This window comes from Rhodococcus sp. B7740, assembly GCF_000954115.1.
In the GTDB taxonomy this organism is placed as follows: domain Bacteria; phylum Actinomycetota; class Actinomycetes; order Mycobacteriales; family Mycobacteriaceae; genus Rhodococcoides.
Genome location: NZ_CP010797.1, coordinates 2,036,601 through 2,049,096, shown reverse-complemented (window position 1 = coordinate 2,049,096; position 12,496 = coordinate 2,036,601). Strand labels below are relative to the sequence as shown.

Below are 12,496 nucleotides of genomic sequence, written 5' to 3'. Positions count from 1 at the left end.
ACAACCGCACCACTGCGCGCAGCGCATACAGTGCGAGCGATGAAGAGTTCATCGAAATCCGACGCGGCCGAGGGCGGCGAAAGCCTGCGCACCGTGGTGATCGCATTCGTCGCCAATCTCGGCGTCGCGATCGCCAAGACGTTCGCCGCAGTGTTCACCGGGTCGGCGTCGATGGTTGCCGAAGCCGCGCACTCGTGGGCGGATACCGGTAACGAGATCTTCCTGCTCGTCGCCAATCGTCGAGGTTCGCGCGGGCCCGACGATCGGCGGCCGCTCGGCTACGGGCGCGAGACCTACTTCTGGTCGACGCTCGCAGCCATCGGTCTCTTCGTCGCCGGTGCTGCGGTATCGGTGTGGCACGGCATCACCTCGTTGCTCGCCGGCGAATCGAGCAGCGAGAACTACCTCGTCGCGTATGTGGTGCTCGCCGTCGCATTTCTGCTCGAGGGAGTGTCGTTCCTGCAATCGGTTCGGCAGATTCGCGGTGAAGCGGCCGAATACGACAAGGACTTCCTCGACTACGCACTCGAGACCTCGGATCCGACGCTGCGCGCGGTGTTCGCGGAGGACAGCGCCGCATTGATCGGCATCGTGATCGCCGGTGCGGGAATCGGGTTGCATCAACTGACGGGGTCCGCGGCCTTCGATGCCATCGGATCCATTCTGGTGGGTGTACTGCTCGGAATCGTCGCCTTCGTGTTGATCGATCGAAACCGCCGATTCCTGACCGGCGAACCAGGATCGAGAGCATTATGGAACGCGGTGGTGCAGCGGATCGAGCAACTTCCCGAGGTGGCGTCGGTCAGATTCGTGCGCATCGAGTTCGTCGGTCCCAAACAGATCTACGTGGTGGCGAGTGTCGATCTCGTCGGTGATTTCGCAGAATCACGCATCGCGCACACGCTCCGGCGGCTGGAGCGTGAGTTGGAAACCAACAGGGCTGTGGTGGACGCGGTACTGACAGTCGCCGAACCGGACGAGGGAGACATCGGCGACGTCAACGCCGTCGGAACCTGACGTAATTCGCCCGTCACTCATCGATGACGCGGCGCTTACATCACGGGCCTATCTTGAACCGATTCGCGCGCCACACGTGTTGTGAATCGTCCCCTCGGGCGTGACCCCGCTCCGAGCGAACTTGCTACGAGAGGCTTGCAATGTCCGTGGTAGACCCCCAGTCGTCTCAATCGAAATCCGGCTCTCACGAGGGCACTCGGTCGCACGTCGAGGGCGGTGACTACCTGGCCAAACGTACCCTGAAGAAGGGGACAGCGGGCTGGGTACTGCTGGCAGGCCTCGGAGTCAGCTACGTCATCTCCGGCGATTACTCGGGGTGGAACCTCGGTCTCGCGGAGGGCGGTTTCGGTGGCCTCCTGATTGCGGCGATCATCATCGCGGGCATGTACCTGGCCATGGTCCTCGGCATGGCAGAGATGTCCTCGGCGCTGCCTGCAGCGGGCGGTGGCTACACCTTCGCCCGCCGAGCGCTCGGGCCGTGGGGTGGATTCGCCACCGGCACAGCCATTCTCATCGAGTACGCGATCGCTCCGGCGGCAATCGCCACGTTCATCGGTGCCTACGTCGAATCACTCGGACTGTTCGGTATCACCGACGGCTGGTGGGTCTACCTGGTGGTCTACGCCGTGTTCATCGGGATCCATCTGTCCGGCGCAGGCGAAGCCCTCAAGATCATGTTCGTCATCACCGGAATCGCACTCGTCGGACTCGTGGTCTTCGCCATCGCCGCCATCGGACAGTTCGACGCGAGCAACCTGACCGACATCGCCCCCACCGACGCCGCCGGAGCCTCCGGATTCCTGCCGTTCGGCTACCTCGGAATCTGGGCTGCCGTTCCGTTCGCCATCTGGTTCTTCCTCGCCATCGAAGGTGTTCCGCTGGCCGCGGAGGAGGCCAAGGATCCGACGAAGAACGTCCCGCGCGGCATCATCGCCGCCATGGGCGTGCTGCTCGTCACCGGTGCCGTCGTGCTGTTCCTGGTGACCGGGGCCGGCGGTGCCGACGCCGTCAAGGAATCGGGGAACCCGTTGGTGGAAGCTCTCGGTGACGGAACCGCGAGCAAGATCGTCAACTACATCGGCCTGGCCGGACTCGTCGCGTCGTTCTTCTCGATCATGTACGCGTACTCACGCCAGCTGTTCGCGCTCTCGCGCGCCGGGTACCTGCCGAAGACGCTGTCCATCACCAACTCTCGCAAGGCCCCCACACTGGCGTTGATCGTGCCGGGCGTCATCGGCTTCTTGCTCTCGTTGACCGGTCAGGGCGGAATGTTGCTCAACATGGCCGTGTTCGGCGCGGCTCTGAGTTACGTTCTGATGATGGTCAGCCACATCGTGCTGCGTCGTAACGAGCCGAAAATGGAACGCCCGTACCGAACCCCCGGCGGCGTCGTGACCACCGGATTCGCGTTGGTCATCGCAGCCCTCGCCGTTGTCGCCACCTTCGTCGTCGACTCCACCGCGGCGCTGTGGTGCCTGGCCGTGTTCGTCGCGTTCATGGCCTACTTCGGCATCTACAGCAGGCATCATCTGGTTGCGAATTCGCCGGACGAGGAATTCGCCGCACTGGCCGAGGCCGAGGCCGAACTGGAATGACGATCTACACCCAACAGGTCTCGGGTACTACCTACACCTTCGACGGTCTGGTGGACCTGATGGCCAAGGCGACCCCGCTGCGGTCGGGAGACGAATTGGCCGGTTGCGCAGCCGAATCCGATGCCGAACGAGCTGCAGCGCAGTGGGCATTGTCGGAGGTCTCGCTCGATGTCTTCCTGCACGATCTGCTCGTTCCGTACGAGAGCGACGAGGTCACCCGGCTCATCATCGATTCACACGACCGAATCGCGTTCGGGGCGGTCTCGCACCTGACCGTCGGAGGTCTGCGGGACTGGCTGCTACAGGTCACCGCAGGGCCGAACGCGGCGGCGACGTTGCGCTCGGTGGCAGCCGGACTGACCCCGGAGATGGTGGCCGCGGTCAGCAAGATCATGCGGAACCAGGATCTGATCGCGGTGTCGCGGGCCGCGCAGGTGACGTCGGCGTTCCGTACGACGATAGGGCTGCCCGGAACACTGACCACGCGACTCCAGCCCAATCACCCGACGGACGACCCCCGCGGAATCGCCGCGGCCACGCTCGACGGACTGTTGCTCGGATCGGGCGACGCGGTGATCGGGATCAACCCGGCCACCGACTCACCGCAGGCGACGGCCGACCTGCTGCATCTGCTCGACGAGATTCGGCAACGCTTCGAGATTCCGACGCAGTCGTGCGTTCTCTCGCACGTGACGACGACGATGGAACTGATCGACAAGGGCGTTCCGGTCGATCTGGTCTTCCAATCCATCGCGGGCACCGAAGGAGCCAATTCGAGCTTCGGAGTGAACGTTCCGCTGCTGCGGGAAGCCAACGAGGCCGGCCGATCGCTGCACCGCGGAACCGTCGGGAACAACGTCATGTATCTCGAAACCGGTCAGGGTTCGGCATTGTCGGCGGGTGCGCACATCGGCACCGGCGACCGCCCCGTCGATCAGCAGACCCTCGAAACGCGCGCGTACGCCGTGGCCCGCGATCTCGAGCCGTTACTGATCAACACCGTCGTCGGATTCATCGGGCCCGAGTACCTGTACGACGGCAAGCAGATCATCAGGGCGGGCCTGGAAGATCACTTCTGCGGCAAGCTGCTTGGACTGCCGATGGGAGTGGACGTCTGCTACACCAACCACGCCGAGGCCGACCAGGACGACATGGACACCCTGCTGACGCTCCTCGGCGCGGCCGGGGTCGCGTTCGTCATCGCGGTTCCCGGTGCCGACGACGTCATGCTCGGATACCAATCGCTGAGCTTTCACGACGTGCTCTACGTCCGACAGGTTCTGGGTCTGCGGCCGGCACCGGAATTCGAGTCGTGGCTCTCCCGTCTGGGCATGGTGGACGCCGACGGCCGGGTCCTCGACGTCGATGCCGCGGGTTCACCGTTGCGAGCCTTGATGAGTGCGCGATGACCGGTGAATCGGAGGTGGCAGGAGTGGAGCCCGCGGAACGACCAGGGAGTGCAGGAGTGGAGCCCGCGGAACGACCAGGGAGTGCAGGGGTGGAGCCCGCGGAACGACCGGAAACAGAGTTCTGGGGCGAGATGCGGGCGATGACGCAGGCCCGGATCGGACTGGGGCGCATCGGTGATTCGTTGCCGACCACGCGGGTGCTCGAGTTTCGCTCTGCTCATGCCGCCGCGCGCGATGCGGTGCACATGCCGCTCGAGGTCGAGGAGTTCGTGGGCCGGGTCGAGCAGGTCGGTCTCGGTGCACCGTCGGTGGTGACGTCGTTGGCGACCAGTCGTGCGGAGTATCTGCGACGGCCCGATCTGGGTCGGCAGCCGAAGGATCTGTCGGCGGTGCCGCATTCCGAGGACGAGATCGGCATAGTGTTGGGCGACGGCTTGTCCCCGCGTGCGCTCGCCGATCACGGTGTGGCGATGCTGGAAGCGTTGAAAGCAGAGCTCTCCGATCGTTATTCGATCGCGGCTCCGGTGATCGCGACCGAGGCGCGGGTGGCGCTCGGTGATCACATCGCCGCGGCGATGGGTGTTCGGACGGTGCTGGTTCTGATCGGGGAGCGTCCGGGGTTGTCGGTTGCGGACAGTCTCGGCATCTACCTGACGCATCTGCCGAAACCCGGGTGCACCGACGCCGATCGCAACTGCATCTCCAACATCCATCCGCCGGAGGGACAGGGGTACGCACAGTCGGCACGAATCGTGGCCGGCCTGTTGGCCGGTGCCAGGAGACTCGGGCGGTCGGGTGTGGCGTTGAAGGACACCTCGCGAGCCGATGTGCTCGAAGCGGCCGAGGCCCTCACACTCGAGTGATGTCCCCCTATTCGGGGGTGGCTGTACGTGACCGGGCTCACTACCGTGGGGTCCATGGACAGTTATTCTTCCGGCGCGTCGGATACCGCAGTTCTGGACGACACGATCGGTGCCGATTTGGATCGCACCGCGGCGCTGTACTCGGATCGTGACGCGTTGATCGATGTTGCGTCCGGGCGGCGGTGGACCTACTCGGAGTTCGTCGCCGACGTCGACCTGTTGGCGGCCGGCTTGCTCGTGGCCGGAGTCGAGGTAGGGGACCGTGTCGGAATCTGGGCTCCCAACTGCCCGGAATGGGTTCTGGCGCAATACGCGACGGCCAAGATCGGTGCCGTGTTGGTCAACATCAATCCCGCCTATCGCTCACACGAGTTGCAGTTCGTGCTGAAGCAGGCCGGGGTGTCGGTGTTGTTGTCGGCCACGGAGTTCAAGGGATCGAACTACGTGGCGATGATCGACGACGTGCGCCCCGAGGTGGAATCGCTGCGTGAGGTGCTGTTCATCGGGAGCATCCAGTGGGAGGCGATGACCGATCGCGGGCATCGAGCGTTGGCGAAGACTCCGCGGATGATCACCGATGTGTCCGAGCGACTTGGTCCCGACGATGCGATCAACATCCAGTACACCTCGGGGACAACGGGATTCCCCAAGGGTGCGACTCTCAGCCATCGCAACATCCTCAACAACGGCTTCTTCGTCGGCGAGCTCTGCCACTACACCGCAGAGGACCGCGTCTGCATTCCGGTGCCGTTCTACCACTGCTTCGGCATGGTGATGGGCAATCTCGCGTGCACCTCGCACGGCGCAGCGATGGTGATTCCCGGTCCCTCGTTCGATCCGGTGGCGACGTTGACGGCCGTCGCCGCCGAGAAGTGCACGTCGCTCTACGGAGTCCCGACGATGTTCATCGCCGAACTGGCACTGGAGAACTTCGACGAATTCGACCTCGGCAGTCTGCGTACCGGCATCATGGCCGGATCGCCCTGTCCCACCGAAGTGATGAGGCAGGTCATCGACCGAATGGGGATGGCCGAGGTGTCGATCTGTTACGGCATGACCGAGACGTCTCCGGTGTCGCTGCAGACTCGAAGCGAGGACTCCATCGAGCAGAGGGTGTCGACCGTCGGACGCGTCGGTCCGCACCTCGAGGTCAAGATCGTCGACCCCGTCCTCGGCGAGACGCTGCCCCGAGGCGAGGCCGGCGAGCTGTGCACTCGCGGCTATTCGGTGATGCTCGGTTACTGGCAGCAGCCAGACAAGACCGCGGAGGCGATCGACGGCGAGGGGTGGATGCACACCGGCGACATCGGGGTGATGGACGAAGACGGCTACGTGGCGATCACCGGGCGGATCAAGGACATGGTGATCCGCGGCGGCGAGAACATCTATCCCCGCGAAGTGGAGGAGTTCCTCTACACCCACCCCGACATCCTCGACGCCCAGGTGATCGGTGTGCCCGACCCGAAGTACGGCGAGGAGCTCATGGTGTGGATCAAGATGAAAGACGGTGCAGCGCCTCTCGATTCGACTGCGGTGCGCGCCTTCTGCGACGGACGGCTGGCGCACTACAAGATCCCGCGATACGTGCACGTGGTCGACGAGTTCCCGATGACGGTCACCGGCAAGGTGCGCAAGGTGGAAATGCGCGAACGGTCGCTCGGATTGATCTGAATATCGCCCTCGGGCTGCCATACTCGCTGCCATGACCAGTGCGCTGTGGACACCGACGGATTCCGACGTCGCCGAGGCTCGGGTGACCGAGTTCGCGCGATTCGTCGAGAAACGCCACGATGTGCTGCTACCGGACTACTCGTCTCTGTGGCGATGGTCGACGAACGAGTTGGAACTGTTCTGGCGAGCGGTGTGGGACTTCTTCGAGGTTCGCTCCTCCAGTGTGCCGACGACGGTGCTCGCAGAGCACGGTATGCCGGGAACACACTGGTTTCCGGGTACGGAACTGAACTACGTGGACCAGGTCGTTCGGCACGCTCGATCGGGCCGCGCCGCGATCGTCCACGCCCGCGAAGACGGTTCGACGCGGACCGTGACGTGGGAGGAGATGATCGATCAGGCCGGGGCGCTGGCAGGCATGCTGGCCGACGCGGGAGTCCGACGCGGCGACCGCGTCGTCGGATACCTGCCCAACGTCCCCGAGGCGGTGATCGCCTTCCTGGCGACCGCGAGCCTGGGGGCGGTCTGGTCCGCGTGCGGGCAGGACTATTCGGCCTCAGCGGCACTCGACCGTCTGGGCCAGCTCGAACCCACGGCACTGATCACTGCCGACGGGTACGTGTACGGAGGGAAGTTCCGAGACAAGGCCGCCGACGTCGACGCGCTCACGTCGGGGCTGCCGACACTGCAGGTCGTGGTGACGGTCGGCGAGGCGTCGGGAAACGCAGTGAGCTGGTCTGCCGCAACGGAGCACAGTCGTGAACTGGCCCCGGCGTCGGTGCCTTTCGACCACCCGCTGTGGGTCGTGTTCTCCTCGGGCACCACGGGTCTGCCGAAGGGAATCGTGCACGGTCACGGTGGTGTGGTGCTCGAACACCTCAAATCCGTTGCCTTACAGTCCGATCTGGGCCCCGAAGACGTGTTCTTCTGGTACACCAGCCCCAGCTGGATGATGTGGAACTTCCAGATCGCCGGCCTGCTGACCGGTGCCACCATCGTGTGCGCCGACGGCAACCCGGCGTTTCCGGCACCGGATACACTGTGGGACATCGCCGCTCGGTTGGGTGTGACGTACCTCGGTACCAGCCCCGGGTACGTGCTCTCGTGCATCAAGGCCGACACGCATCCCGGCACCGACCACGATCTGTCGGCGCTGCGGGCCGTCGGCATCACTGGGTCCGCGATGCCTGCATCGTCGTCGATCTGGTTGTCGGAGAACATCGGAGCGCACCTGCCGGTCTTCTCCATCTCCGGCGGGACCGACGTGGTGTCGGCGTTCGCCGGGGGAGTGCGGACCGCCCCGGTCTGGGCAGGGGAGCTGTCGGTGCCCTTTCTCGGGGTCGCGCTCGACGCCTACGACGAGGACGGCGAACCCGTCCGCGGTACCGTCGGCGAACTGGTCGTCACCGAACCAATGCCGTCGATGCCGCTGTACTTCTGGAACGACGCCGACGGATCTCGATACCGGGACGCCTATTTCGACACCTATCCGGGAATCTGGCGGCACGGTGACTGGATCACGATGACCGACCGCGGCAGCGTCGTCGTGCACGGAAGATCGGATTCGACGCTCAACCGCAACGGAATTCGCATGGGCAGCGCCGACATCTACCAGGCCGTCGAATCTCTGGACGAGGTGACCGAGGCGCTCGTCCTCGGCATCGAGTTACCCGACGGTGGATACTGGATGCCCCTGTTCGTGGTGGTACCGGACGGTGTGACCGACGAACTGCGGGAGCGCATCGCATCCGTCATCAGAACACAGGCATCGCCGCGACACGTTCCCGACGACATCGTTGCCACGCCTGCGATACCCCACACTCGAACGGGGAAGAAGCTCGAGGTACCTCTCAAACGACTCTTCCAAGGTGCCGCTACTGCAGGCACTCTCGATGCGAGTGCCGTCGACGATCCGACTGCGTTGGCGTGGTTCGTCGACCGGGCGGCCGAGTTTCAGCGAGTCCACCGCGCGAGGTAGGCCTTCTCCTCCGGCGCGATGCGGCGCAGGGTCTCGGCACCGACGTCGACCATCGCCATCCGGGTCGTCGCCACCACGGCCGGCGGCGAATCGGGTGCCGCGCCCGCCGCCCGGACCTCGTACCCGATGGTGAAATCGACCGCGCGTACCTTCTCGAACCAGAGCGTCACGTCGAGTGGACCGTCCGAGTGTCGGAGCGGCTTCTTGTACGCGATGGTCACGTTGGCGATCAACGCGCTCTTGATCAGAGACTCGTTGGCCTCGCCCTCGCTGAGCAGCCATTCGATACGCGCTTCTTCGAGCAGGGTGACCATCCGAGCATGGTTGATGTGCGCGAAAGCGTCCATATCGGACCAGCGCACCGTCACGCTCGCGTGATATCCGACGGGCTCGGTCGGCTCTGTCTGCATCGCAACAGGCTCTGTATCCATTGCTAGAGGATGGCATGCGCGCCCGTGCGGAGGACGCTCTAGAGTCCCAGGAGTGTTTATCGCCAATGTCGCACTGGATGGTTCCGGCGTGCTCGTCGACATCGAACTCGTAGGCTCGGTCATCGCGTCGATCACCCCCGCGGGCTCTCGACGCACACCGGGTGCCGAGGTGCTCGACGGTGGGGGCGGAGTGGCGCTGCCCGGGTTCGTGGACTCGCACGTGCACCTGACGCAGTGGGCGGCGGCGCGTCGGCGAATCGATGTCGGGCCGGCGATGTCGGCGGCCGATGCCGTCGCACTGGTGTACCCCTATGCGCGGACGGCAGGCGATTCGGTGGTGCGCGCCAACGGCTTCCGTGACGCGCACTGGCCCGAGGAGCCGCACAAGGACCTGCTCGAGAATGCACTGCCCGGTGCCCGGGTGGCCATGACGAGCATGGACCTGCACACGCTGTGGCTGAGCCCGGCGTTGCTCGACGATCTGGGTATCGATCACCCCACCGGGGTGCTCCGCGACGTCGACGGCCTCGAAGCGGTCATGGCGCTCGAGGAGCAGGACGACCCGGCCGAGCTCGATCGGGCCGTGCTCGACGCGACCGCCGCACTGGCGGTCCGCGGTGTCACCGGCGTCGTGGATTTCGAGTTCGCAGACAACAAGACGGTCTGGGATCGACGCCTGACGGCCGGATCTCCTGCGGTGCGCATCGACACTACGGTGTGGCCCCAGTGGCTCGACGAGGCACTCGATCGCGGCGAGCGGACCGGAGACGTCTCGGCCCACTCGGAACTGATCAGGCGCGGCCCGCTCAAGGTGATGCTCGACGGTTCACTCAATACTCGAACGGCGTGCTGCCACGATCGGTATCCGGGCATCGACGGTGACGACGCGTACGGGCTGTTGCTCGAGACCCAGGAGAGTCTGTTCGAGCTCGTTGCACGTGCGTCACGCGGCGGCATCACGGCGGCCGTCCACGCGATCGGTGATCGCGCCAACGGTGTCGCGCTCGATGCGTTCGAGCGCGCCGGCTGCGGTGGCCGAATCGAACATGCACAGCAGATCCTGCCGGAGGACATCACGCGTTTCGCCGACTTGGGCGTCACGGCATCGGTACAACCGCAGCACGCGATGTCCGATCGCGACATCGCCGAGGACCTGTGGGCCGGACGCCGCTCCGTGGCCTACGGCTACGGCTCGCTGCACCGCAGCGGTGCGAGGCTGCTCTTCGGTTCCGACGCCCCGGTCAGTCCACCGGAGCCGTTGGCGGGAGTCGCCGCAGCGGTGTTCCGTACCGACGACGAGCGACCCCCATGGCACCTCGACGAAGCAGTGCCCCTCGAGGTTGCCCTGCGCGCGTCGTGCGGTGGCCGTGGGTCACTCCGAGTGGGGGATGCGGCGGACATCGTCGTTCTCGTCGAGCATCCCGTGCACCGTTCGGTGCACGATCTCGCCGAGACGGAGATCAGAGCCACGATCTGCGCCGGTGCGCTCACTCACGCAGCTGGGGGGTAGGCACCCACTTCGGCACGGACATGAGAAATTACTCATGTCGCCCTCATCGCCGTCTCACACACCGCAGAGACCGTGGTGGCGTGAAGTTCGCACCCAAGATCGCAGTCCTGGCAGCCGTGGTGATCGTTCCGGTGGGCGTAGCGCTGGCGAGCACCGTACTTGCCGATACCCCGCAGGCACCGAGCTTCGAGCCGCGGGTCACCGTCGGAGTTGCGCCATCGAGCGCGTCGCCCCAGCCGTCCGACGCGGCACCGTCGGCGGCCCCATCGAGCGCCCCGGCCCCACTGGGCGATACGGCGCCATCGGCCGACCCGGGCCCATCGATGACCGCAGCTCCCCCCATCGCCACGGGTGCAGCGGGCGAGACGGCTCCGGCCGCACCGGCCCCTCCAGCGGCGCCGCAGTCCATCGTCGTCCCCGCCCCGCCGCCTGTCGAGGTCCTACCGGACCCGGACCGGGATGACGACGACGACTTCGGCGACCAGGACGATGCGGACAGCGACGACGCGGAAGACGACGACGGGTGAACTCGACCGAAGAATTGATCGACGACACGAAGGCTCGCACCGAGGCGCTCGCGCCGAAGGGGCCGGTGCCCGAGCCTGCGCTCCGTAGCGCCCGGGTAGGGACGCGGGTTCCGGCGCGGGTGCGCATTCTCGGCTGGCTGTTGTTCGTCATGGCTCTGGCCATGCTGGCCGTCGGGGTTGCCGTGCGAACGATCCTCCTCGCGGAGGTCGAGCGAGACACCGCAGTAGCTCTCGAGCAGGAGATCGGCGAGTTCAGCGAGTTCGCGGCCACCGGCCGCGACCCGGACGACGGGTTGCCGTTCGGCAACGTCGCCGATCTGCTCCAGTTGCACCTGCAGCGCCAATACCCGGACGATGACGAGATCCTGTTCGGCTACACCGATCGACTGTTGCGTCAGGAACGCAGCGGTCCAGGAGATCTGGTCGCCGATGCGGCTGTCGTGTCGGCCATCGTGAACTCACCCGACAGTGTTGGATCCACGCAGACTTCGGAAGGCGAAGTCGCCTGGGCGAAACAGGTCGCCGAACCGTCCGGCGGGGGCCAGGCCGGAACTTTCGCGATCGGAATTCTCGTCGACCGCGAGCGCGGCGACGTGTCCGACACCGTTCGCGTAGTGGTCGGAGTGTCACTGATGGCATTGCTGTTCACGGGCGGCATCGCCTGGGTGGTGGCCGGACAGATCCTTGCGCCCGTGCGCCTGGTTCGCCGGACCGCGGCCCAGATCACCACCGACGACCTGTCCAGGCGGATCGAGGTGGGCGGTCGCGACGATGTTGCCGAGCTCGCCGACACGTTCAACGACATGCTCGATCGACTGGAGGCCGCGTTCGCCGCGCAGCGACAATTCGTCGACGACGCGAGCCATGAGTTACGAACGCCGATCACGATCGTCCTCGGGCATCTCGAACTGATGGGCGACGATCCCCGTGAGCGCGAAGAGACGGTCCGGCTCGTCACCGACGAGTTGGACCGAATGAACCGGATCGTGGAGGACCTGTTGCTCCTCGCCAAAGCCGAGCGCCCGGATTTCGTCCACAAGCAGCCGGTGGATCTCGAAACCCTCACGCGCGACATCGACGCGAAGGTCCGCGCGCTCGCCGACCGCGACTGGATACTGGGGCACGTGGGTACGGGCTCGGTACGGGTCGATCCGCAACGAGTCACCCAGGCAGTGCTTCAGCTGGCGCAGAACGCGGTGTCGCACACCAGGACCGGTGACCGGATCGTGGTGGGATCGGAGCGTGCCGAAGATCGAGTTCTGTTGTGGGTGAGTGACTCCGGACCCGGTGTGTCCAGCGAGGACTCGAGAACCATCTTCGAGCGGTTCGCCCGGGGCAGTACCGGATCGAGTCGCTCGGACAATGGCGGCGCGGGTCTCGGTCTGTCCATCGTGCGTGCAATCGCCGATGGGCACCACGGTGCCGCGACGCTCGACAGCAGGCCCGGTGCGGGTGCCACATTCGGGCTCGACCTGCCGGCTCGATGAGTGAGCGA

Annotated in this window: 10 protein-coding genes; 9 read left to right on the top strand and 1 reads right to left on the bottom strand. The window is 65.5% G+C overall.

The genetic code is table 11. The annotated features are described in order from the left end of the window. Positions 1 to 39: 39 nt before the first annotated feature. The 6 genes from NY08_RS09305 (at position 40) to NY08_RS09280 (ending at position 8,533) form a co-directional block, all read left to right on the top strand. Positions 40 to 1,017, top strand: coding sequence for a cation diffusion facilitator family transporter (locus NY08_RS09305; RefSeq protein WP_032397558.1), 978 nt, complete (start codon positions 40 to 42; stop codon positions 1,015 to 1,017). 140 nt (positions 1,018 to 1,157) lie between these two features. Beyond that, complete coding sequence (eat, locus tag NY08_RS09300) at positions 1,158 to 2,612, top strand: ethanolamine permease (protein WP_045195994.1); 1,455 nt, start codon at positions 1,158 to 1,160, stop codon at positions 2,610 to 2,612. Continuing rightward, on the top strand, positions 2,609 to 4,021 hold the full coding sequence (locus NY08_RS09295) for an ethanolamine ammonia-lyase subunit EutB (protein ID WP_032397556.1): 1,413 nt from the start codon (positions 2,609 to 2,611) through the stop codon (positions 4,019 to 4,021). Before eat ends, NY08_RS09295 begins: the two co-directional genes overlap by 4 nt. Positions 4,022 to 4,110: 89 nt before the next feature. Continuing rightward, positions 4,111 to 4,884 (top strand): ethanolamine ammonia-lyase subunit EutC, encoded by a 774-nt coding sequence (eutC, locus tag NY08_RS09290; RefSeq protein WP_032397555.1) that lies wholly within the window; start codon positions 4,111 to 4,113, stop codon positions 4,882 to 4,884. 54 nt (positions 4,885 to 4,938) lie between these two features. Beyond that, positions 4,939 to 6,555, top strand: a complete 1,617-nt coding sequence (locus NY08_RS09285; protein ID WP_200893182.1) for an AMP-binding protein — start codon at positions 4,939 to 4,941, stop codon at positions 6,553 to 6,555. 31 nt (positions 6,556 to 6,586) lie between these two features. Further along, positions 6,587 to 8,533 carry an acetoacetate--CoA ligase gene (locus NY08_RS09280; protein ID WP_045195991.1) on the top strand — a complete coding sequence of 649 codons (1,947 nt, stop codon included), beginning with the start codon at positions 6,587 to 6,589 and terminating at the stop codon, positions 8,531 to 8,533. Here the strand turns inward: NY08_RS09280 and NY08_RS09275 are convergent. After that, positions 8,509 to 8,943 carry an acyl-CoA thioesterase gene (locus tag NY08_RS09275; RefSeq protein WP_045195989.1) on the bottom strand — a complete coding sequence of 145 codons (435 nt, stop codon included), beginning with the start codon at positions 8,941 to 8,943 and terminating at the stop codon, positions 8,509 to 8,511. The genes NY08_RS09280 and NY08_RS09275 overlap by 25 nt on opposite strands. Before the next feature lie 73 nt (positions 8,944 to 9,016). On the opposite strand from NY08_RS09275, the gene NY08_RS09270 reads away from it, so the two are divergent. From NY08_RS09270 to NY08_RS09260, 3 genes are all read left to right on the top strand, one after another. Next, entirely contained in the window at positions 9,017 to 10,474 is a 1,458-nt protein-coding gene (locus tag NY08_RS09270; RefSeq protein ID WP_045195987.1) for an amidohydrolase, read from the top strand. Between the two features lie 80 nt (positions 10,475 to 10,554). After that, positions 10,555 to 11,001: a hypothetical protein gene (locus tag NY08_RS25090; protein ID WP_052683733.1), complete on the top strand. Its 447-nt coding sequence runs from the start codon at positions 10,555 to 10,557 to the stop codon at positions 10,999 to 11,001. Continuing rightward, complete coding sequence (locus tag NY08_RS09260; RefSeq protein WP_045195983.1) at positions 10,998 to 12,488, top strand: sensor histidine kinase; 1,491 nt, start codon at positions 10,998 to 11,000, stop codon at positions 12,486 to 12,488. The genes NY08_RS25090 and NY08_RS09260 overlap by 4 nt, the downstream gene beginning before the upstream one ends. Positions 12,489 to 12,496 lie beyond the last annotated feature (8 nt).

Coding starts and splice junctions, on each gene's coding strand:
- NY08_RS09285 (WP_200893182.1), top strand. CDS start 4,939: ATGGACAGTTATTCTTCCGGCGCGTCGGATACCGCAGTTCTGGACGAC.
- eat (WP_045195994.1), top strand. CDS start 1,158: ATGTCCGTGGTAGACCCCCAGTCGTCTCAATCGAAATCCGGCTCTCAC.
- NY08_RS09280 (WP_045195991.1), top strand. CDS start 6,587: ATGACCAGTGCGCTGTGGACACCGACGGATTCCGACGTCGCCGAGGCT.
- NY08_RS09275 (WP_045195989.1), bottom strand. CDS start 8,943: ATGCAGACAGAGCCGACCGAGCCCGTCGGATATCACGCGAGCGTGACG.
- NY08_RS09305 (WP_032397558.1), top strand. CDS start 40: ATGAAGAGTTCATCGAAATCCGACGCGGCCGAGGGCGGCGAAAGCCTG.
- NY08_RS09295 (WP_032397556.1), top strand. CDS start 2,609: ATGACGATCTACACCCAACAGGTCTCGGGTACTACCTACACCTTCGAC.